13 protein-coding genes are annotated in these 20458 nt (G+C 73.1%); 6 read left to right on the forward strand and 7 right to left on the reverse strand.

The features are described 5' to 3' along the window. Positions 1-172 precede the first annotated feature (172 nt). Genes IEX42_RS17580 through IEX42_RS17590 form a run of 3 tightly spaced genes read right to left on the reverse strand, consistent with a single transcriptional unit; the run spans position 173 to position 2388 of the window. Positions 173-508 carry a hypothetical protein gene (locus IEX42_RS17580; protein WP_188781377.1) on the reverse strand — a complete coding sequence of 112 codons (336 nt, stop codon included), beginning with the start codon at positions 506-508 and terminating at the stop codon, positions 173-175. Positions 509-550: 42 nt separating this feature from the next. Continuing rightward, positions 551-1099 carry a molybdopterin-dependent oxidoreductase gene (locus tag IEX42_RS17585; protein WP_188781378.1) on the reverse strand — a complete coding sequence of 183 codons (549 nt, stop codon included), beginning with the start codon at positions 1097-1099 and terminating at the stop codon, positions 551-553. Positions 1100-1143: 44 nt separating this feature from the next. Next, positions 1144-2388 (reverse strand): MFS transporter, encoded by a 1245-nt coding sequence (locus IEX42_RS17590; protein WP_229661027.1) that lies wholly within the window; start codon positions 2386-2388, stop codon positions 1144-1146. Positions 2389-2447: 59 nt separating this feature from the next. On the opposite strand from IEX42_RS17590, the gene IEX42_RS17595 reads away from it, so the two are divergent. From IEX42_RS17595 to IEX42_RS17620, 6 genes are all read left to right on the forward strand, one after another. Next, the gene (locus IEX42_RS17595; protein ID WP_188781379.1) at positions 2448-3629 is read left to right on the forward strand and encodes a winged helix DNA-binding domain-containing protein; all 1182 of its coding nucleotides are present in this window, start codon (positions 2448-2450) and stop codon (positions 3627-3629) included. 47 nt (positions 3630-3676) lie between these two features. Continuing rightward, on the forward strand, positions 3677-4444 hold the full coding sequence (locus IEX42_RS17600) for a TIGR03936 family radical SAM-associated protein (RefSeq protein WP_188781380.1): 768 nt from the start codon (positions 3677-3679) through the stop codon (positions 4442-4444). Positions 4445-4616: 172 nt separating this feature from the next. Beyond that, positions 4617-7922: an Rne/Rng family ribonuclease gene (locus IEX42_RS17605; RefSeq protein ID WP_188781381.1), complete on the forward strand. Its 3306-nt coding sequence runs from the start codon at positions 4617-4619 to the stop codon at positions 7920-7922. A 117-nt stretch (positions 7923-8039) separates the two neighbouring features. Then, a complete protein-coding gene (locus IEX42_RS17610) occupies positions 8040-8471 on the forward strand; it encodes a hypothetical protein (protein WP_188781382.1) in 432 nt (143 codons plus the stop codon). 228 nt (positions 8472-8699) lie between these two features. Further along, positions 8700-12218 (forward strand): DNA polymerase III subunit alpha, encoded by a 3519-nt coding sequence (dnaE, locus tag IEX42_RS17615; protein WP_188781383.1) that lies wholly within the window; start codon positions 8700-8702, stop codon positions 12216-12218. 45 nt (positions 12219-12263) lie between these two features. Further along, a complete protein-coding gene (locus tag IEX42_RS17620) occupies positions 12264-12788 on the forward strand; it encodes a hypothetical protein (RefSeq protein WP_188781384.1) in 525 nt (174 codons plus the stop codon). Between the two features lie 4 nt (positions 12789-12792). On the opposite strand, the gene IEX42_RS17625 is transcribed toward IEX42_RS17620, so the two are convergent. Genes IEX42_RS17625 through IEX42_RS17640 form a run of 4 tightly spaced genes read right to left on the reverse strand, consistent with a single transcriptional unit; the run spans position 12793 to position 20446 of the window. Then, positions 12793-16356 (reverse strand): ATP-binding cassette domain-containing protein, encoded by a 3564-nt coding sequence (locus IEX42_RS17625; protein WP_188781385.1) that lies wholly within the window; start codon positions 16354-16356, stop codon positions 12793-12795. A 54-nt stretch (positions 16357-16410) separates the two neighbouring features. Continuing rightward, complete coding sequence (locus tag IEX42_RS17630; protein ID WP_188781386.1) at positions 16411-17670, reverse strand: amidohydrolase; 1260 nt, start codon at positions 17668-17670, stop codon at positions 16411-16413. Next, entirely contained in the window at positions 17667-19199 is a 1533-nt protein-coding gene (locus tag IEX42_RS17635; RefSeq protein ID WP_188781387.1) for an AbgT family transporter, read from the reverse strand. The genes IEX42_RS17630 and IEX42_RS17635 overlap by 4 nt, the downstream gene beginning before the upstream one ends. Then, on the reverse strand, positions 19196-20446 hold the full coding sequence (locus IEX42_RS17640; RefSeq protein WP_188781388.1) for a threonine synthase: 1251 nt from the start codon (positions 20444-20446) through the stop codon (positions 19196-19198). Before IEX42_RS17640 ends, IEX42_RS17635 begins: the two co-directional genes overlap by 4 nt. Positions 20447-20458: the final 12 nt, after the last annotated feature.

Consider the following 20458-nt stretch of genomic DNA (forward strand, 5'->3'; position numbering starts at 1 on the left):
GCGGTGACTCGGTCCGGGGCGTCGGCGCGGACGTCCGGCCGCTCGCCCGGGCCATCGTCCGCGGCCACGTCGGCGGTGGCCCGACCACCGACGACACGGTGCTCGTCGCTCGTCGGCGTCCCGGTCTCGAAGCGCGGCTCGGTGGTCCGCGCCGGCTCGTGCGCGCATGTGCTCAGCAGTGCTCGACCAGGAAAATGATGCTGCTCCCGTCGTCGGACTCCCACGAGCCCGCGGTCCAGACGTAGTGCTTGGCACGCTGCTCGAACGTCGGTGCGGTCGCGATGACGTAGGCCCGCTCGCGTGCCCACGCCGCCTGTGCGTCGTCGCCGTCGCACCAGGTCAGAAGTCCCTCGTCGAGGACCACCGGCGTGCCCGAGGCGATCAGCGCGTCCGCCCTACGGCGAGACATCCGCGTCGACCGGCGGGTGTACGTCCGCCCGTCGGCACCGCTCAGAGTGCCGCGATCGCGGTTCTCGGGCGTCTGCATGTCGTCCACGAGCACTCGCACAGGCCCGAGGGTAGGAGCGGCGGCACCTCGGCGCGACGCGATTCAGCGACCCAGGTCGTAGACCCGCAGGGTCGCGAGGTCGGAGACGTAGCGCCCGCCCTTGGCGTCGCCGGGCACGGTGAGCCGCGGCTGTGCGAGCGGCGTGCCGTCCTGGGTGAGTGCGACCAGCGACTGGGTGCCGCCGAAGCCCGGGTCGACCTCGCCGGCGGAGACGACGGCCTGGTAGCCGTCGCTTGCGATCGCGAGCACCGCGAACCGCAGCGAGTCGTTCTTCACCGCGGGGTCGGTCCGCAGCCCGGCACTGGCCAGCACATCGGTCAGCGAAGGCCCGGTGAAGGTCGCCGTGACCGGCGTACCGCTCGCGGCGTAGGTGACCGTCTGGGTCTGCTGCGGGAGCGCCCGCAGGTCGGTGAGCGAGAGGTCGCGGCGCGCGGTGACGGCGCCGATGATCCGAAGCGAGGGCTTGACGCGTGGCTGGGCGGCCGCGGCAGGGGCGGTGCCGGCGGCGGGCTCCTGGCCGGACGCGACACCAGGGGCGACGACGAGGGCGGCGAGGATGGTCAACGGGAGGACGAGACGTGAGAGACGCATGTGCGTGAGACTAGGTCGGATTCTGCCGCAGGTGCGGCGCCTGTCTACGCCAGCTCGTCCTCGACGTACTGCTGGGGCGCGACCTGCAGGGCCGCCCACAGCAGCGGCGCGACGAGGACGGTGAGCACGACCAGCCCGACGCTCCAGCTGCCGGTGAGGTCGTGCAGCACACCCATGCCGAACGGGCCGACCACGGCGATGACGTAACCCGCCGACTGGGTGAAGCCGGACAGTGCGGCGGTGCCGCCGGGCGTACGGGCCCGCAGCGCGATCATCGCCAGCACCAGCGGGAAGGTGCTCGCGCCGATGCCGACGAGCACTGCCCACAGGTACGCCAGCGGCGCGGGGGCGAAGGCCAGGCCCAGGTAGCCGACCGGGTAGCAGAGCACCACCGTCCACACCATCGGCCTGAGGTTCTCCAGCCGTGCGGCGAGCACCGGCAGCAGGAAGGACAGCGGGATCGAGATGCCGGCGATGACCCCCAGCAGCACGCCCGCCTCGTCGCGGGAGAAGCCGGCGTCGCGGTAGATCTCGGCGAACCAGCCGTAGATCGAGTACGCCATCAGCGACTGGAAGCCGAAGAACATCGCCATCCGTCGTCCCAGCCGGGTGCCCGCCACCTGGCGCAGGGTGTACGACGCACCGGCCTGCGGGGTCTGGGTGGGTTCCGGCGTCGCGGGGGTCTCGCGCAGCGCGAGCAGCACCCACGGGACCGCGGCGACGGCGGCCGTGAGTCCCCAGGTGAGGATGCCGGCTCGCCAGTCGTCGTACGCCGTGGCGATCGGGGCCGTGGTCAGCGACGCCGTGGTCAGCCCGACTGCGAGCGCGGTCGAGTACGTCGCCGTCACCAGCCCGACGTGCCGGCGGAAGTGCAGGCGTACCAGCGAGGGCATCACCACGTTGCCGGTCGCCATCCCGGCCAGCGCGAGGAGAGAGAGCAGGAGGAAGCCGACGGTGCTGTCGACCCGGCTGCGCAGGACGATCCCCGCACACACGGCGACCAGGGCGACGAGGGTCGTCCGGTGGGGACCGACCTTCGCCGCGACCCGCGGTGCGAGGGCTCCGAAGGCGGCGAAGGAGACCACCGGCAGCGCGGTGAGCACGCCCGCGACCGTCGAGGACATGCCGAGCGCGCTGCGGATCTCGGAGAGCACCGGTCCGACCGAGACGGCCGCCGGCCGCAGGTTGAAGGCGAGGAGCACGAGCCCGACGAGCACCAGGGCGCGCCCACCGCGCGAGCGCCAGGGGTCGAGCGGGGCGTCGTCGCCGAGCCCGGTCCGAGAGGTCACGGCCGTGAGTGTGCCAGTCGCTCCGCCTCGTGTCGGAGTGCGGTGCGAGGATCGCCGCCATGTCTGAGCCGAGGGTGGTCAGCGACGCGGAGCGGCGCGCCCGGCTGGGCCGCCGGCACGCGCTGGCGGAGTCCGTGGACGGCGTGCTCGAGGCCGCCGAGAGCGTGGTCTGCCTGCACGCCACCGAGCCGGCGAGTGTCTACCTGTCGGCCCGGGCGCGCGGCGGCGCCACCCGGGACGACGTCTCACGAGCGCTGTACGACGACCGCAGCGTCGTGCGTCAGCTGGCGATGCGGCGGACCGTCTTCGCGTTCCCGGCCGACCTGCTCCCGGCGGTCCGGGGGAGTGCGGCGGCACGGGTGGCCGCGCAGCAGGTCGACCGGCTGGGCAAGGAGGTGCAGGCCGCCGGTCACGCGCGGGACGGTCAGGCCTGGGTGCGCGAGACGTGCGCGGAGGTGCTGGCCGCGATCCGTGACGAGCCGGCGACCACGGTGCAGCTGCGGGGGCGAATCCCCACCCTCGACCTGCGGGTCGGCGCCGACTCGGGTGCGAAGTGGGGTGGACCGTCCCCGGTGGCACCCCGGGTGCTGACCGTGCTCGCCGCCGACGGGTCCGTGGTCCGCGGCGAGAACGCCGGTGGCTGGAAGACCTCCCGCCCGGTGTGGACGGCCGTCGAGGACTGGCTGGCCGCCCCACCGCGGCCGCTGCCCGAGGCCGAGGGGTACGCCGCACTCGTGGCCGCCTGGCTGCTCCGCTTCGGGCCCGGCACCGAGGACGACGTCGTGTGGTGGCTCGGTGCGACGAAGGCCGCCGTACGCCGAGCACTCGCCGACGTCGGTGCCGTCACCGTGCACCTCGGTGACGGGACACCGGCGTACCTCCACCCCGACGACGTCGCCCCGGTCACCGACCCCGGGCCGTGGGCGGCGCTGCTCCCCGGGCTGGACCCCTCGACCATGGGCTGGAAGGAGCGCGCCTTCTACCTGGGACCGCACCGCGAGCAGGTCTTCGACCGCAACGGCAACGGCGGCGCGACCGCGTGGTGGCGGGGCCGGATCGTCGGCTGCTGGACCCAGCGCGACGACGGCAGCGTGGTGCTGCTGCCGCTGGAGGACCTGTCCGCCCGGGCGAGCGCAGCGCTGGAGCGTGAGGCGCGGCGGCTGACGCAGTGGCTCGACGGTGAGGTCGTCCGGTCGGTGTACACCGCTCCCGCCGTGCGCGCCGCCCAGCGCGAGGGCTGACCGCGCCACCGGCCGGCCGGGGGGCCCGTACGCCGTACCCTGCGGGGGTGCGTGAGCAACCCCAGCAGCAGCCGCCGCCGGTCCAGCGGCTCCGCGTGCGTTACGCGAAGCGTGGCCGCCTGCGGTTCACCAGCCACCGCGACTTCAGCCGCGCCTTCGAGCGGGCGGTGTTCCGGGCGCGGGTGCCGATGGCCTACTCCTCGGGGTTCAACCCGCACCCGCGGATCTCGTACGCCGGCGCCGCACCGACGGGCTCGGCCAGCGAGGCGGAGTACCTCGAGATCGCGCTGGCGCGTGTCTGCGACGCGGCCGAGGTGCACGCGCAGCTGGACGAGGCGCTGCCTCCCGGGTTGGACGTCCTCGAGGTGGTGCCCTCCGCCGGGGGAGCGCTGGCCGAGCGGCTCGAGGCCTCGGTGTGGGAGATCCGGCTGGCCGGTGTGGCGTCCGCCGCGGCGGAGGAGGCGGTGCGCCGGTTCCTCGCCACCGAGGAGGTCCTCGTCGAGCGGATGACGAAGAAGGGCCTGCGTACCTTCGACAGCCGCGGTGCGGTTCTCCGGCTCGCGGTGACCGACGGCGAGGCGGGCCCGGGATCCTCGGGTTCGTCGGAGCCGTGTGCGATACTGCACATGGTCCTGCGGCACGACACACCCGCCGTGAGACCCGACGACATCCTCGCCGGACTGCGCGAGATCGCCGGCCTGGACATTGCTGCTGCACCCGTGCAGCAGCGAACCGCCCAGGGACCGATCGATCCCGACGCCGGCACGGTGGGGGATCCGTTGGCACCCGACCGCGACGCGGTCGCGCACCCGTGAGAGGGGTGCGTGGCTCAGGCGACCGCGGCACGGTGCCGGTGGGCCCGCGACGACGTTGACGCGGAGGGTGTCGCCGCACCAGTAGAGGCTTTTCGGCAGTCGGGCTCGCCCGGCCGCCGTACGACACCGCGCCGGGGGTGCTCCGCACCCGCCCGGCGCCCGAGGAGCGCACATGCTCGATCCTGAGAACCCGACCGACGCGACCGAGCAGGACGGCGGGAGCGTGGCCCCCACCGAGCAGGCGCCCGCGGCCGACAAGCCGGCCCCGCGCAAGCGTGCCGTGCGCAAGACGGCTGCTCCCACCCCGACCGATGCCGCCACCGGCGACGTCGAGGCGGCCGGTGGGGACGGTCCCACCACCGCGGCCCCGGCGAAGAAGGCCGCGGCACGTCGGCCCCGGAAGAGCGCCGCTGCCGCGGCGGCCCCGGCCGACACCGCCGACGACACCACCGCCGAGACCCCGGCCGAGCCGACCGGTGGGCAGGCGCCCCTCTTCCAGCCGCCGGCGGTGACGACGACCGTGCGCAAGCGCGCGACTCGCAAGGCTGCTCCTCCCGCCGAGCCGCCGTCGGAGCAGACGACCGAGCAGACCGTGGCCGCCGCCGAGAGCGCCGAGGAGCCCTCGGCGCCCGCGAAGAAGGCCACGGCGAAGCGGACCACGAAGAAGTCGGCTACGGCCAAGCCGGACTCCGCGCAGGCGTCGGAGGCGTCTGAGGCGACCGACGAGTCCGCCGGCGAGCAGGAGCAGAAGCCCGCCAAGAAGAAGTCGGGCAAGAAGAAGTCCGAGAAGTCCGAGACCCCGTCCGCGCCCGACGCACAGGACGCAGGCCAGTCCACGACCGAGGCGGCGGAGGACTCCGACCAGGCCCCGAAGAAGAAGTCCGGCAAGAAGAAGTCCGGCAAGAAGAAGGCCGACGCCGACGGCGAGAGCGCGACCGCTGCGGAGGGCACCGAGAGCGCCGGACCCGAGGCCGGTGCGGGGCAGGGCGACGAGCAGGCTCCCGAGAGCCCGAAGAGCCCGAAGAGCTCGGGCAGCTCCGAGGACTCGGAGGACTCGGAGGACTCGGAGGACTCGGGCGACGGCTCGGGTGCTCGACGGCGGCCGCGACGCCGCGGCGGCCGGCGGCGCCGTCGCGGTGGAGGTGGCGGTGAGGGTGGCGACGCCTCCGCCGACAGCGACGACGCGGCCGGGTCCGAGGGTGCCGACACGTCCGAGTCGGGCGACGGCTCCGCTGACGACCAGTCCGCTGACGACCAGTCCGGCGACGACCAGTCCGGCGACGAGAACGGACAGGGCTCCGGCAGTCGGCGTCGACGCAGCCGCCGTCGGCGCGGCGGTGGCGGCGGTGGGAACGGCGACGGCGAGCGTCGCAGCCGCAACCCCGAGGACGAGATCACCGCGCTCTCCGGGTCGACCCGGTTGGAGGCGAAGAAGCAGCGTCGCCGCGAGGGCAGGGAGGCCGGCCGGCGTCGCGCCCCGATCGTGAGCGAGGCGGAGTTCCTGGCTCGCCGCGAGTCCGTCGAGCGCACGATGGTGGTGCGCCAGCGTGAGGACCTCACCCAGATCGGCGTGCTCGAGGACAAGGTGCTCGTCGAGCACTACGTCTCGCGGGAGTCGCAGACCTCGATGATCGGCAACGTCTACCTCGGCCGGGTGCAGAACGTCCTGCCCTCGATGGAGGCCGCGTTCATCGACATCGGCAAGGGCCGTAACGCCGTGCTGTACGCCGGAGAGGTCAACTGGAAGGCGCTCGGAGCCAAGGACGGCCAGCCGCGCACGATCGAGTCGGTGCTCTCCCCGGGACAGCCGGTGCTGGTGCAGGTCTCGAAGGACCCGATCGGCCACAAGGGCGCACGGTTGACCAGTCAGGTCAGCCTGCCCGGCCGGTTCCTGGTCTACGTCCCGGACGGCACGACGTCTGGCATCTCACGCAAGCTCCCCGAGGGCGAGCGCGGGCGGCTGAAGAAGCTGCTCAAGGAGATCGTCCCGGACAGCGCCGGCGTCATCGTGCGTACGGCCGCCGAGGGCGCCTCCGAGGAGGAGCTGACCAAGGACGTCGAGCGGCTCACCGCGCGGTGGAGCGACATCGAGGAGAAGGTGAAGGCCGGCGGCGGCAAGGGCGGCGCCCCGCAGCTGCTCTACGGCGAGCCGGACCTGACGCTCAAGGTCGTCCGTGACCTGTTCACCGAGGACTTCTCCCGTCTCGTCGTCCAGGGCCAGGACGCCTGGGAGCTGGTCGACGGGTACGTCAGCCACGTCGCGCCGGAGCTGCGTGAGCGGCTCGAGCACTACCAGCCCGACGACCGCGACGGGGTCGACCTGTTCGCCGCCCACCGGGTGGACGAGCAGATCGCCAAGGGCCTGGACCGCAAGGTCTGGCTGCCGTCCGGTGGGTCGCTGATCATCGACCGCACCGAGGCGATGACCGTCGTCGACGTCAACACGGGGAAGTTCACCGGGTCCGGCGGCAACCTCGAGGAGACGGTCACCAAGAACAACCTCGAGGCCGCGGAGGAGATCGTCCGTCAGCTGCGGCTGCGCGACATCGGCGGCATCGTCGTCGTCGACTTCATCGACATGGTCCTCGAGTCCAACCGTGACCTCGTGCTGCGCCGGCTGGTCGAGTGCCTCGGTCGTGACCGCACCCGTCACCAGGTCGCCGAGGTGACCTCGCTGGGTCTGGTGCAGATGACCCGCAAGCGGATCGGCACCGGGCTGCTCGAGGCGTTCAGCGAGGAGTGCACGCACTGCAAGGGCCGTGGGCTGACGGTCCACGAGCACCCGATCGAGCCCTCGACCAAGCGGGAGGACGACTCCCGCCGCGGCGGCGGTCGCCGGGGCCGGGGGAACGGTGGCAACGGCGGGTCCCAGAACGGCAACGGTGGCGGCTCGCAGAACCGCAACGGCGGGTCGTCCTCGAACGGGAGCAACGGCTCGCACGCGCCGTCGCCCGCCGACGTCGCCGCGATCGCCCGGGCCGAGAACGCCGACAAGGCGCCGCTCGACGAGCAGCAGGAGGTGGCCGAGGCACCGAAGGATGTCCCCACCGAGACGACGGCCGAGACCCCGACCGAGACCCCGACCGAGACGACGGCCGACACCCCGGCCGTGCCCGTCGCACCGTCGGAGGAGACCGCGTCGGGAGACACCCCGTCGGCACCGGTCGACCCCGCTCCTGCGGTGGTCACCTCGGGTCGTCGTCGTACGGCACGACGCGCCGCCGGTCCGCCCGTCGACGCCCCGGACGTCTCCGCGGTCCCCGAGGAGCCGGACGCTCCCGAGGGCGCGGACGAGGTCAGCCTCGACCCGGGACCGGCCGACGCGCCGGTGACGGAGGACGAGACGGTGCCGCTCGACGCGGCGGACGCCGACGGCGACACGGGAGACGCGGGAGACACGGAGACTGCCGAGGACGCCGAGGGCGAGGACTCCGTGCTGTCGGTCCCGGTCAAGCGCAAGAGCGGCCGGCGGCGTTGAAGAGCGCTCGGCGCCGGGTTCTTCCGGCGTTCACCCTGATCAGGTAGGCATGCGCCACACAGACCCGGCGGCACCACGTCGGCGGGGTCGCGACGACAACGAGGACGGCTGCCACCCATGGCCAAGAAGAAGACATCGCCGAGCAAGATCGAGCGCGAGCTGACCGCCACGACCGAGAAGCTGCGCGCGCGACTCGCCAAGGCCGAGGCGAAGGCCGAGAAGTGGAAGAGCCAGGCCAAGGACGCGCAGAAGTCCGCGGTGGCCCTGGAGAAGAAGCTCGCGCGTCAGGTCGACCGGGCCGACAAGGCCAAGCAGAAGGCCAAGGCGGACCGCAAGGCCCGCAAGGTCGTCGAGGCGGCCGTCGAGCAGAATGCCCAGGAGCGCACCGAGGCCGCCGACGCGGGCGCCGGGGCGAGCGTCGTACCGGCCACCGAGCAGGTGCCCGACGAGTCCTGGACGGTCACCCGGCTGCGCGCCGAGGCACGGGCCCAGGGTGTCGCTGGCTACTCCCGCAAGACCAAGGCGCAGCTGCTCGCCAGCCTGCGCTGAGCACGGGTGAGCGGCCGGCGCCGAGGTCACCCTCGGGGCCGGCTCCGACACCCGCGCTGAGGTGGCCGGGAGACGCGCGTCGCTGACCTAGGGTGGATGATCTTCCCCGGACTGTCGGCGCTGCCCGGCAGACTGCACGACCACTGATCCACGCCAGACCCTGGAGCGGCCCGCGCGGCTGCCCCGTGGCTGTCGTACGCCGCTCGAGGGAAGGGTGAGCCACCACCGATGCCACGCGACGGGTTCGCGCACCTGCACGTCCACACCGAGTACTCCATGCTCGACGGTGCGGCCCGGCTCGACGAGCTGTTCGCGCGCACCGCCGAGCTCGGCATGGACGCGATCGCGATGACCGACCACGGCAACGTGTTCGGGGCGTACGAGTTCTGGTCCAAGGCGCGCCAGCACGGTGTGAAGCCGATCATCGGGATGGAGGCGTACGCCACCCCCAACACCCCCCGCGGTGAGCGCAAGCGGGTCCGCTGGGGCGACGGTGGCGGCGACGACGTGTCGGGCTCCGGGGCGTACACCCACATGACGCTGCTGGCCGAGTCCACCGTCGGCATGCACAACCTGTTCCGGCTCTCCTCCCGGGCCGGCATCGAGGGGTTCTTCTACAAGCCGCGGATCGACCGCGAGCTGCTGGCCCAGCACGCCGAGGGGATCATCGGCACCACCGGCTGCCCGTCGGGCGAGGTGCAGACCCGGCTGCGCCTCGGGCAGTACGCCGAGGCCCGCCAGGCGGCCGCCGACTTCCAGGACATCCTCGGCAGGGACTCCTACTTCCTCGAGCTGATGGACCACGGGCTCGCGATCGAGAACCGGGTCCGCGACGACCTGCTGCGGCTGAGCAAGGACCTGCAGATCCCGACGCTGGCCACCAACGACTCCCACTACGTCCTCGAGGAGGACGCGTCGGCGCAGGAGCACCTGCTCTGCGTGTCCTCGGGCAGCGTGATGAGCGACCCGAAGCGGTTCAAGTTCGACGGCACGGGCTACTACATCAAGTCCGCGGCCGAGATGCGCTCGCTGTGGAAGGACCTTCCCGAGGCCTGCGACAACACGCTGCTGATCGCGGAGCGCTGCGAGGTCGAGTTCGACACCGGCGCCAACTACATGCCGGCCTACCCCTGCCCGCCCGGCGAGGACGAGACGTCGTGGCTGGTCAAGGAGGTCGAGAAGGGTCTGCGGTTCCGCTACCCCGACGGCATCCCCGACGAGGTCCGTGCCCAGGCCGAGTACGAGCTGGACGTCATCAACCAGATGGGGTTCCCCGGCTACTTCCTCGTCGTCGCCGACTTCATCAACTGGGCCAAGGACTCCGGCATCCGGGTCGGGCCCGGCCGCGGGTCCGGGGCGGGCTCGATGGTCGCGTACGCGATGCGGATCACCGACCTCGACCCGCTCAAGCACGGTCTGATCTTCGAGCGGTTCCTCAACCCCGACCGCGTCTCGATGCCCGACTTCGACATCGACTTCGACGAGCGTCGGCGCAGCGAGGTGATCCGCTACGTCACCGAGAAGTACGGCGACGACCGGGTCTCGATGATCGTCACGTACGGCACCATCAAGGCCAAGCAGGCCGTCAAGGACTCCAGCCGCATCCTCGGCTACCCGTTCTCGATGGGCGACCGGATCACCAAGGCGATGCCGGCGGCGGTGATGGGCAAGGACGTCCCGCTCAAGCAGCTCTTCGAGACCTCGCACGACCGCTACGGCGAGGGCGGCGAGTTCCGTGCGCTCTACGACCAGGAGAGCGACGTCAAGACGGTCGTGGACACCGCGATCGGCATCGAGGGCCTCAAGCGGCAGTGGGGCGTCCACGCCGCCGGGGTGATCATGTCCAGCGCACCGCTGATGGACGTCATCCCGGTGATGAAGCGCGAGGCCGACGGCGCGATCATCACCCAGTTCGACTACCCGACGTGCGAGACGCTCGGGCTGATCAAGATGGACTTCCTGGGGCTGCGCAACCTCACCATCCTCGACGACGCGCTGATCAACATCGAGACCAACCGGGGCGAGAAGGTCGTGCTGGAGGACCTCGAGCTCGACGACCCGGCGACGTACTCCCTGCTGCAGAAGGGCGACACGCTCGGCGTCTTCCAGCTCGACGGCGGCCCGATGCGGGCGCTGCTGCGCAGCATGCAGCCGGACAACTTCGAGGACATCTCCGCGGTCGGTGCGCTCTACCGCCCCGGACCGATGGGCGCGGACTCGCACAACAAGTACGCCCGCCGCAAGACCGGGCGCGAGCCGGTCGAGGCGATCCATCCCGAGCTCGCCGAGCCGCTGGCCGACGTCCTGGGCGACACCTACGGGCTGATCGTCTACCAGGAGCAGGTGATGGCGATCGCGCAGAAGCTCGCCGGCTACAGCCTGGGCCAGGCGGACATCCTGCGTCGCGCGATGGGCAAGAAGAAGAAGGCCGAGCTGGACAAGCAGTTCGAGGCCTTCTCGGGCGGGATGACCGAGCGCGGCTACTCCGAGAACGCCATCCAGACGCTGTGGGACATCCTGCTGCCGTTCTCCGACTACGCCTTCAACAAGGCGCACTCGGCGGCGTACGGCGTCGTGTCGTACTGGACGGCGTACCTCAAGGCCAACTACCCGGCCGAGTACATGGCCGCGCTGCTCACGTCGGTCAAGGACGACAAGGACAAGATGGCGATCTACCTCGGCGAGTGCCGACGGATGAAGATCCACGTCCTGCCGCCCGACGTCAACTCTTCCGAGGCGAACTTCACCCCGGTCGGGACCGACATCCGCTTCGGCCTGACCGCCATCCGCAACGTCGGCGCGAACGTCGTCGAGCAGATCGTCTCCACGCGGCGCGAGAAGGGCCGGTTCACCGACTTCGGCGACTTCATGTCCAAGGTGCCGGCCCAGGTGTGCAACAAGCGGCTGATCGAGTCGCTGGTCAAGGGCGGCGGGTTCGACTCGCTGGGGCACGGCCGCCGCGCGCTGGTGACCGTCCACGAGTCGGCGGTCGACCAGTTCGTCGACATCAAGCGAAACGAGGCGATCGGGCAGGACTCGCTGTTCGCCGATCTCGAGGAGCCGGGGGAGAGCGGTGCCTGGGGGACCTCGGTCTCCGTGCCGGACGTCCCGGAGTGGGACAAGACGACCCTGCTCGCCCACGAGCGCGAGATGCTCGGACTCTACGTCTCCGACCACCCGCTGACCGGGCTCGAGCACGTGCTCGCCGCGGCTGCCGACGTCAGCATCGGCCAGCTGCTGGTCGACGAGTCCCGGTCGAACCGCGAGCCGGTGACCGTGGCCGGGCTGATCACCTCGGTCGTACGACGTACCACCAAGCGGGGCGACATGTGGGCCGCCGTGACGGTCGAGGACCTCGAGGGCGGCATCGACGTGCTGTTCTTCCCCCAGACGTACCAGCTGGTGGCACCGCTGCTGGTCGAGGACACCGTCGTGGTGGTCAAGGGCTCGCTGAGCAAGGAGAAGGAGCAGCCGGAGATCCACGGCCGCGAGCTCAGCCCGGCGGCCCTGGACACCGAGTCCGGGCCGGTCGTGGTCTCCCTGCCGTCGACCCGGTGCACGCCGCCGGTGGTGACCCAGCTCAAGGAGGTGCTCGGGACCCACCCGGGCACCACCGAGGTACGCCTGCGGCTGATGGCGCGGGACGGGACCAAGGTGCTCCGGCTCGACGACCGGCTGCGGGTACGCCCCTCCGCTGCGCTGTCCGCCGACCTCAAGCAGCTGCTCGGGCCGGGCTGCCTGGGCTGAGGCACGGGCAGCGCCGCGGGGACCCGTGTGCTGGAATGACGACTGATGTCCACCGCCACCGACCCCGTCCCGACCCCGACGAGTGCCCCGTCACCTGACCGACGCCGAGACGTCGCATGGGTGCTGGTCGTGTTCGTCGTCCTCGGGCTGGTCGCCGGGGTGGTCTGGCAGTGGGTGGCCACGGCACCGACCGTGCTGCGCACCGAGGACAACGCCGTGATGGACCAGGCGCAGCTCGGTGTGAAGGTCAGTGCCGACGGCTGGTTCGCGGTGGTCGGCGTGGTCGGCGGGCTGGTCGCCGGGTTCGGTCTGCTGCGGCCACGGCGCGACCCGCTGCTGGTCGTGGTGCTCGGCATCGTCGCGAGCGTCGGTGCGGCGTACCTCGCCCTCTGGCTCGGCGGCGCGCTGGCGCACGTCCCTCGCTCGGAGATCCGCGCGGCCCGGCCGGGGACGACCCTCACCACGTCGCTGACCCTGATCTCCCACGCGGTCGTGCTGGCCTGGCCTCTCGGGTTCCTGGTCGCCGCCACGGCATCGCTGTGGGGGGCGGAGAAGCAGACCCGACCCTGACGGGTCAGCCCGCGAGGTGCGCCCAGTCGCCGCGCAGCCGCTCCCACGGTCCCCGGTCGGCGATCCGCCCGTCGACGACCACCAGGACGGTGTCGGCCAGTGCGAGGGCGGCGGCCTTCGACGTCGAGCCGATCACGGTGCTTCCACGCGCGCGCAGCGCGGTCCACAGCTCGATCTCGGTGGTCGCGTCGAGGGCCGACGACACGTCGTCGGCGAGGACCAGCTCCGCTCGTGTGGCCAGCGCACGCGCGAGCGCGAGTCGCTGCACCTGCCCGCCCGAGAGCCGGACCCCGCGGTGCCCGACGAGGGCCTCGGGACCGCCGGCGTCCGACAGGTCGCGGGCGAGGCGGGCATCGTCGACCGCCGGGTGCAGCGCGCGGCCGGGGTGGTCGAGGAGCACGTTCGCGCCGAACGTCCCCGAGAGAACCCGGGGCACCTGCGCCACGTAGCTCACCTGACCCGGCCGCAGGAAGGTCTCGGGGTCGGTGACCGCGACGCCGTTCCAGCTCAGGTCACCGGTGGTGCTGACCAGCCCGGCGAGGGCCCCCAGCAGGCTGGACTTGCCGGAGCCGACCTGCCCGACCAGGAGGACCAGCTCGCCACGGCCCACGACGAGGTCGACACCGCCGACGCCGAGGGTGCCGTCGTCGTGGACCGCCCCGAGGTCGCGGAGCTCCACCGACCGCAGGGGTTCGGTGGTGGCCGGCTCGGGCGCAGGGGCGCGCCCGGCCACGAGGTCGACGTCGTCGGGCAGCGCCATCAGGTCGCCGCCCCCGGCGAGCCGGGTGGTCACGCGGGCCCACGCGCGGACGCCGGGTGCCTCCGTGATGACCCGGGCCGCGACCTGGCCGAACCACCCGAAGCCGAGCACGGCGCCCGAGACCAGCAGCGCGGTGGCGAGGTCCCACCCCCCGGCGAGCAGCACGGCCCAGGCGGTGACCACGCCGAGCTGGACGGCCACGACGGGCACCCCCTCCAGCAGGGCCAGCACGCGGTGCTCACGGACGGCCGCGTCCACCCGCCCGGCGTCGACCCGCGCGAGGTGGGCACGCGCGTCGTCGGTGGCCGCGGCGAGCTTCAGGGTGCGTGCGGAGTCGAGCGAGGAGACCAGGGACCGGCCGAAGGCGGCGCGGCTGGCCGACGCCGTGGCCGACGCGCGCCCGGCGTACGGCGCACCGATCACCGAGGCGACCGCGGAGACCGCCATCACCACCAGCAGCACGAGTCCCGCCCAGACGTCGAGCGCGAGCGTCGACGTCAGGGCGGCGACCACCAGGCCGTTGACGACGTCCACCCACCGGTCGGCGTACCGCGCCAGCCGGTCGGCGTCCATCGCCCGGGCGACGATCTCGCCGGGCGGCGTACGGGTCAGCCGGCGCTGAGCGGTCTGCCCGGCGAGGACCGAGGTCCGCACCCGCAGCATCACCGCGATCCACCAGCGCGGGTAGCCGCGGATCGCCCGAGCGAGCAGGAGCGGGGCCGCCAGCAGCGACGCCGCCACCGCAGCCACGAGGGCCCAGGGCGTGCCCGAGGAGTCCCGCAGGTCCTGGACGGTCAGTCCCCACACGAGGCCGGTGACGGCACCGAAGGCGCCGACCACCGCGCTGAGCAGGAAGAGGAACGCCGGGAACAGACCCCACCACGGGTGGATCGAGAGCACCCGGGCCACGAGTCGGCGCAGGGGAGGGCCGGTGTCCGGCACGGGACGGACCGGCGGGGTGCCCGCCCGGCGGGCCGCACCGACCGCGACCGGCCCGCCGCTCGGTCCGGTGGGCGCCGGCGGGGCCTCGACCTCCGCGCCGAAGCCCGGTCCGAAGCCCGCGGCGTCGAGCAGCGAGCGCAGCGGGCCCGGCTCGGCGGCGAGGCGGCGACGCGGACCCTGCTGGACCACGCGGCCGGCCTCGAGGACGACGACGTCGTCGGCCCGGGCGATCGTGGTGAGCCGGTGGGCGACCAGCACGCCGGTCCGGCCGGCCAGCAGCCGGTCGGCGGCCCGGACCACCTGGGCCTCGGTGTACGGGTCCATCCGGGCGGTCGCCTCGTCCAGCACCACGACGCGGACGTCCCGGACGAGCAGCCGCGCGAACGCGACGAGCTGCTCCTCCCCGGCCGACAGCGTCACTCCGCCGGGTCCGAGGACCGTGTCCAGCCCGCTCGGCAGCCCGGCGACCCAGGCCTCGATGCCGAGCTCGGCCACGGCGGCCTCGATCCGCCCACGGGGGACCGTGCCGTAGAGCGCGATGTTCTCGGCCAAGGTGCCGGCCAGGATCTCGGTGCGCTGGCTGACCACCCCGACGGCGCGCCGCAGCGCACCCAGATCGAGCTCGCGGACGTCGCGTCCGCCGAGCAGGACGCTGCCCGGCTCCGGCTCGACGGCTCGTGAGAGCAGCGAGACGATCGTCGACTTGCCGGACCCGGTGCGACCGACGAGGGCGAGCGTGCGGCCCGCGGGCAGGTGCACGTCGACACCCTCGAGCGCGAACCCGCCGTCGTGGCCGGGGTAGGCGAAGTGCAGGTCGCGCAGCTCGAGGTCGAGCACGTCCGCGGCGTCGCCGGTGTCGGCACCGGGCAGGGCGAGTCCGCCGACGGGCTCCGCCGGTGTCTCGAGCAGCTGCCGGAGGCGTACGACGGCACCGAGCCCCGCCTGCAGGTCCGGCAGCTGCTCGGCCAGCCGGGCGACCTGGCCGACGAAGGTCGAGGTCACCAGGAACAGCGTCACCAGGGCACCGACGCTCAACCCTCCGCCGGAGACCAGCACCACGCCGACCACGGCGATGCCGGCGAGCAGACCGTGCAGGATCAGGCCGGACCGCCGGGTGACCCGCACCTCCAGCCGCAGGACCGCGTCGAAGCGGGCGTGGACGGTCGCGGCGAGCTCGCTGGTGCGGCGCAGCAGGTGCGGGCGGCCGAGGCTGGTGCGCAGGTCGTCACGACCGGCGACGCCCTCCTCCATCGCTGCCGCGTGGTCGGTCCAGGCCATCTCCTCGACGACGCGGCGCTCCTTGATGTCGACGAGCATCCGGCGCACCGAGAGCCATACCGTCAGAGCGGCCAGGGGGAACAGGGCCCACATCGGCCACCAGGTCAGGCCCGCGACGACCCACAGCGGCACGGCGACCAGCGTCGTCCGCAGCGCCTCCCACGCGGCCGTGCGCAGCAGGGTGCCGATCTCGTGGGTGTCGTCGTCGACGCGGTCGAGGATCTCCCCGACGGCCTGCTCGGAGAGCGCCGCGAGCGGCTGGTCGAGGGCGGCGGTGACGAGATCGGCCCGCAGCCTGCCCTCGGCCCGGTCCACCACGGCCGACCAGGTCGTCCGACCGGCGGTGTCCAGCACCGCACCGCCGACCACGGCCAGCGCGAGCAGCCAGACCAGCGTCGCCGACGGTGCTTCCGCGAGACGCCCGGCGGCGACGCTCCCGAGTGCCTGGCCGAAGGCGCCGAGGGCGGCCACGACGAGCGCCGTCCCGGCGACGGGACCGCGCAGCCGGGACAGACCGAGGCGGCGCGCGTCCTGCGGGTCGGGTTGCACCGCGACCGTCGTCGGCGCGCTCTGGGTGGTGGTCGACACGAGGCCCCACCGTAGGTGCAGCCGCCGACGATGCTCACCTGGATTTCGCCGGACTCAGCCCGCCGCGCGTACCCAGGCCTCCAGGAGGTCGACGCCGGGAGCGAGCGCGGCCTCGTCGATGTCGAAGCCGGGGGTGTGGTGACCCTCGGCGAGGGTGGCGCCGAGGGCGGCGTACGTCGCCATCCCACCGGCGTCCTGCACCCGGCGCATCAACGCGGTGGCGTCGTCGCTGGCCAGCCCGGCGTCGTCGGGCATCGCGATGACGTCCAGCCCGACGGCCCGGGCGGCGGCGGCGACCGCCTCGACCGCCGGCGGGTCGGCCACGGCCGTGGTCACCCGCCCGATCAGGTCCAGGTCGACCTGGAGACCGTGCATCGTGGCCGCCCCCTGGAGCATCGCGCGGGCGCGCTGCTCGAGGTCGGCGTTGACGTCACCGTCGTCGGCGCGGGTCTCCAGCAGCAGCTCGGCACGGTCCGGGACGATGTTGGAGACCGTGCCGCCACTGATCCGCCCCACCGAGACGCGGGTCTGATGACCGGACACCCGGGTGAGGCCCTGCAGGGCGAGCGTGGCCGAGGCCGCGCCCAGCAGGGCGTTGCGACCCTCCTCCGGTGCCAGCGCGGCGTGCGCGGCGCGGCCGTGGAAGGTCGCGCGGATCTTCGAGTTGGCCAGCAGCCCGTCGTTGGAGGCGACCAGCGCGCCGGTGCGAAGCCCGAGCCCGACGTGCAGCGCGAGGAGGACGTCGACGTCGTCGAGGAGGCCGGAGGCCGCCGTGGCGAGGCCGCCCCGTCCACCCTCCTCGGCCGGCTGCAGGACGATGCTGACCCGGCACGGCGGAGGGTCGGCGGTGAGCCGCTCGGCCAGCTCCATCGCCATGCCGACGTGGGCGTCGTGGCCGCAGGCGTGCATCTGGCCCGCGTACGAGGACGCGAACCCCGCGGCCGTCGGCACGTGACCGGGCGCGTCGGACTCGAGGATCGGCAGCGCGTCGGTGTCCGCGCGCAGCGCGAGGTGGGGGCCGTCGGTGCCGAGGGTGGCCACCACAGCGGTGTGCCCGCCGCGCATCTGCGGCAGGAAGCGCGGGTCGCCGCCGTCGGCCTCCGCGCGCTGGTACGCCGCGTCCAGCGTGGCGTCGTCCGGGACGCCGAGCCGTTCGTCCGGCGCCATGGCCTCGCGCCCGGCGACCACCTGCCAGCCGAGGTCGGCCAGGTGGCCCGCCGCGCGCGACGCCGTGCGGAACTCGGTGAAGCCGACCTCCGGGTGGGCGTGCAGGTCGCGCCGCCAGTCGATCGCGGTGCCGAGGGACGGGCTCACAGCAGCACCGACGTCCCGGGCCCGAACGGGATGCCGAGCACGTAGAAGACCACCAGGATCACCAGCCAGAAGATCGCCACGGGAACCACGAACAGCGCCATCCTCGCGAAGACCTTGCCGATGTCGAAGCCGGGGTCGTACTTCCGCGCCGACTCCTCCAGGACGTAGAGGTACGGGTTGAGCGGCGAGATCGGGTTCATCACCGAGTCGCCGATCCGGTAGGCGCCCTGGATCGTGGCCGGGTGGATCCCGAGCGCCACGAAGACCGGGACGAAGACCGGTGAGAGCACCGCCCACAGCGACGAGCCGGAGAAGATCACCAGCGCCAGCACCGACGTGATCACGAAGGCCAGCAGCACGGCCCAGATGCCGGTCAGGCCGGCGTCGCGCAGCAGGGTCGAGCCCTCGACGGCGATCCAGTCGCCGACGCCGCTCCAGTCGAACATCGCGATGAACTGGCCGGCGGAGAAGGCGACCACGACGAACAGCTTCATGTCCGAGACGGAGTCCGCCATCAGGCGGGGGACGTCGTCGATGCGGGTGATCGTGCCCGCGCTGACGCCGTACGTGATGCCGACGACGAGGAAGCTCAGCATCACCAGCGGCACGATCCCGCCGAACAGCGGTGAGTCGATCAGCGCGCCGTCCTCGCCCTGCAGCGGGCCGCCCGGGATCAGCCACATCGCGGCGACGGCGACGAGGAGCACGGCGAGGGCGAGCACCGCGCGGAGCAGGGCACGACGCTCACGCGGCGTGACCTCGGCCAGCCGCTCCTCCTCGGAGGTGTCCACCTCGCGGCTCTCGTCGTACGGCGCGAGGCTCGGCTCCACCCAGCGGACCAGGACGAACGCGACCACCAGCGGCAGCACCAGCCCGGCGGTGGCCTGGAACCAGTAGTTCATGAGGATCGAGGTGCTCACGTCCGTGCCGGCCGGGACGGCGGCCGTCGTGAGCGCCGCAAGGTTCGCGTCCAGCGACCCGATGATCAGCCCGGAGCCGTAGCCGGCGGAGATCCCGGCGAACGCACCGAGCATCCCGGCCACGGGGTGTCGGCCGACCGCGCGGAAGGCCAGCGCGGCGAGCGGCGGCAGCACCAGGAAGGCGGCGTCGCCCATGACGTGCCCCTGGCCGGCGACGTAGCAGACCGCCACCGGCATCAGCCGCGGCGGGATGCGCGAGAGGCTCGCCGCGACAGCGGTGCGCAGGAAGCCAGAGCGCTCCGCGACCCCCACGCCGAGCAGCACCGCGAGCACGACGCCGAGCGGCGGGAAGCCGATGAAGTTGTCCACGAAGGTCGTGAGCAGGTGCTGGAGGCCCTCGACCGAGAGGATGTTGCGCACCACCGTCGGCTTATCGGCGCCGGGCAGCCTCGCGGTCGCGTCGTTGGCCGCGAGGACCGCGGACACGACGCCCACGGCGACGAGGAGGTACCAGAACAGCCAGAAGGGGTGCGGGACGTACGACCCGGCCTTCTCGATCGCGCGGAAGACCCGACCGGGCGAGTGCTCCTGCGTGCCGGTCGGGCTCATCGGAGCGGTCCCGGGATGGCGCCGTCCTTGGGCAGCGTCGGCACGTCGACCGCCACCGTGTCGGGGTAGATCAGCCCGGTCCCGGTGTTGAGCACCACGACCTCCTCGCTGCCGTCCAGCCAACCCGACTCGCGCAGCTGTCCGACGGCGGCGAAGCAGGCGCCGCCCTCCGGGCAGATCCAGGTGCCCTCGTCGCGCGCCAGCTGGTGCTGCGCGGCGAGCAGCTCGTCGTCGGTGACGGCGATCGCCGTACCGCCGGTCGAGCGGACGGCGTCGAGGACGAGGAAGTCGCCGAGCGCCTTGGGCACGGTGATCCCGAACGCGATCGTGTGCGCGTCGGCGGGCGCGGTCGACTCGTCGAGCCCGGCGTCGTACGCGTCCACGATCGGCGCACAGCCGGTCGCCTGCACGGCAACCAGCCTCGGTAGGTCGCCGGTGACCCAGCCGAGCTCCTTCAGCTCGCGCATCGCCTTGGCGATCGCGATGATCCCGACCCCGCCACCGGTGGGGTAGAGCAGCACGTCGGGGAACCGCCAGCCCAGCTGCTCGGCGATCTCGAGGCCCATCGTCTTCTTGCCCTCGATCCGGTACGGCTCCTTGAGCGTCGAGGTGTCCTGGTAGCCCTCGCGCTCACCGACCGCCGCGCCGACCAGCCGCCCGGCGTCACCGATCAGACCGTCGACGAGGTAGAGCTCCGCGCCGGCGACGACGCACTCACGCCGGGTGATCTCGGGAGCGTCGACCGGCATCGCGATCAGGGCGCCGATGCCGGCGCGGGCGGCGTACGACGCCCAGGCGGCGCCGGCGTTGCCGTTGGTCGGCATCGCGACCCCGCGGACCCCCAGCTCGGCGGCCCGGGAGACCCCGACGGCCGCGCCCCGCGCCTTGAACGCCCCGGTCGGGACCAGGCCCTCGTCCTTCATCAGCAGCCGTGGCACGCCGAGCCGCTCACCGTGCCGGGGGAGTGGCAGCAGCGGCGTCATCCCCTCGCCGAGGGTGACGACGCTCGCGGGATCCCGGACCGGCAGCAGCTCGTGGTAGCGCCACAGGTCCGGCGCCCGGGTCGCGATCTCGGCGGGGCTGACGCTCGCCGCGACGGCGTCGAGGTCGTACCGCGCCAGCAGCGGCGCCCCGACCTGCGAGGTGCCCTGGACGACGTCCGCGTCGTACCGCGGCCCGCGGGTGCCCTCGCGCGAGCACTCGAGGTGGGACAGGTGGGAGTACGCGGTCGACACCGAGCTCGTCATGCACCGACCCTG

Source organism: Marmoricola endophyticus (genome assembly GCF_014644415.1).
Classification (GTDB): domain Bacteria; phylum Actinomycetota; class Actinomycetes; order Propionibacteriales; family Nocardioidaceae; genus Marmoricola; species Marmoricola endophyticus.

Excerpts from the sequence above, each read along its gene's own strand:
- IEX42_RS17585 (WP_188781378.1), bottom strand. The coding sequence starts at position 1,099 with ATGCGTCTCTCACGTCTCGTCCTCCCGTTGACCATCCTCGCCGCCCTC.
- IEX42_RS17595 (WP_188781379.1), top strand. The coding sequence starts at position 2,448 with ATGTCTGAGCCGAGGGTGGTCAGCGACGCGGAGCGGCGCGCCCGGCTG.
- IEX42_RS17605 (WP_188781381.1), top strand. The coding sequence starts at position 4,617 with ATGCTCGATCCTGAGAACCCGACCGACGCGACCGAGCAGGACGGCGGG.
- IEX42_RS17610 (WP_188781382.1), top strand. The coding sequence starts at position 8,040 with ATGGCCAAGAAGAAGACATCGCCGAGCAAGATCGAGCGCGAGCTGACC.
- dnaE (WP_188781383.1), top strand. The coding sequence starts at position 8,700 with ATGCCACGCGACGGGTTCGCGCACCTGCACGTCCACACCGAGTACTCC.
- IEX42_RS17620 (WP_188781384.1), top strand. The coding sequence starts at position 12,264 with ATGTCCACCGCCACCGACCCCGTCCCGACCCCGACGAGTGCCCCGTCA.
- IEX42_RS17635 (WP_188781387.1), bottom strand. The coding sequence starts at position 19,199 with ATGAGCCCGACCGGCACGCAGGAGCACTCGCCCGGTCGGGTCTTCCGC.
- IEX42_RS17640 (WP_188781388.1), bottom strand. The coding sequence starts at position 20,446 with ATGACGAGCTCGGTGTCGACCGCGTACTCCCACCTGTCCCACCTCGAG.